This window comes from Planktothricoides sp. SR001, from assembly GCF_001276715.1.
GTDB lineage: Bacteria > Cyanobacteriota > Cyanobacteriia > Cyanobacteriales > Laspinemataceae > Planktothricoides > Planktothricoides raciborskii.
In genome coordinates this window covers 1-1,458 of the sequence record NZ_LIUQ01000148.1, presented here as the reverse complement: position 1 = coordinate 1,458, position 1,458 = coordinate 1, and the positions used below count along the sequence as shown (strand labels likewise).

Here is a 1,458-nt window from a genome sequence, read left to right as displayed (position 1 = left end):
ATAGAAGGCACAGGAGGTTAAAAAAAATATTACTAAACCTTATCATATTTTGTCATCTAGTGCTAGAATGACAGCAACGAGTAATTTTTTAGGCCGATGAAATATGTTACGCCCAGAGAAGCATCTGAATCTCTTGGAGTTGCCATTAGTACATTGCGGCGATGGGACAAACAAGGAAAAATCAAGTCCATCCGAACCCCAGGGGGGCAGCGCCGATTTGCAATTGTTGAGTACGAGCAGGACGCGAAACCAACTATTTGCTATGCAAGAGTCTCTAGTTATTCCCAGCGAGATGACTTGTCTAGACAAGTTGAATTTTTGCGCCACGCATATCCGTCATCTGAAATTGTTCAAGAAATTGGCTCCGGACTCAATTTTAAGCGGAAAAAACTTATCGCCATTTTGGAGCGAATCTACCGGGCTGATGTCGGATGCCTTGTCTGCGCTTACCCCGATAGAATCGTCCGATTTGGATTCCCGCTTATTGAGTGGTTATGCGACCAAGCTGGATGCAAACTCGTGGTTCTTAATCAACGTAATCTCTCTCCAGAAAGAGAACTCGTTGAAGATATCCTGTCCATCCTCCATTGCTTTTCTGCAAGGCTATACGGACTGCGAAAATACAAAAAACAAGTTGAAAAAGTGCTTCAAGAAAAAAGCCAGAAACTCAACGACGAAACGGACTCAGAATGCCGTCAAGAGAATCCGAATATATCCCTGTAAAAAACTTCATCAATTGTGGAAAAAATGGTTAGCTGCTTATCGCTGGATTTATAACTGGACGATTGCTTACCTGAGAAATAAACCCAACTTATCAGCGTTCTCATTACAAGCTTTAGCTCGCGAGGAAAATCGTCCTGATTGGGTCAAAGAATTGCCGGGTCACCAGTTACAAGAAGCTGTAGCAGACGCCGTAGATGCTCATAAACAAGCCAAAGCCAATATCGGGAATGCCTCTTTTAAGTCTTGTCGCGCTTTTGATCAAGTGATTAAATTCAAGGTAGGTAATTTCAAGAACGGGACTTGGTATTGTCAGGCAACTAAAGGACTTGAGTTCAAATCAGCCGAAAAAATCCCACAGCAATGCCGTTATGGAACTCAACTTCTTTATCAGAAAGGCTTATGGTTTGGAGTTTTTCCTGAATATCGAGAACCTACGGAAACTTCCCAGACGGGAGTGATTGCTTTAGATCCAGGAGTTCGCAGTTTTTTAACGGGCTATGATGGGTCAACGATTTTAGAGATTGGTAAGAACGACATCGGCAGAATCAATCGACTCTGTACGCATCTTGACAATCTAATGAGTAAAATTGCTAGATCTGACCACAAGCGTCAACGTTATCAAATGCGTAAAGCAGCGACCAGGATTCGTGGCAAAATCCAAAACTTAATTAAGGATTTACATAACAAATCAGCATCTTTTTTGGTAAAAAATTACAAATTAATCTTTTTGCCGAC

2 protein-coding genes are annotated in these 1,458 nt (G+C 41.8%); both read left to right on the top strand.

The window, feature by feature from the left end:
* The first annotated feature begins 96 nt into the window (after positions 1 to 96).
* Entirely contained in the window at positions 97 to 723 is a 627-nt protein-coding gene (locus tag AM228_RS28830) for an IS607 family transposase (protein ID WP_054470490.1), read from the top strand.
* A gap of 13 nt (positions 724 to 736) precedes the next feature.
* On the top strand, positions 737 to 1,458 hold a 722-nt coding region (locus AM228_RS28825), incomplete at its 3' end, for a transposase (RefSeq protein ID WP_197285455.1).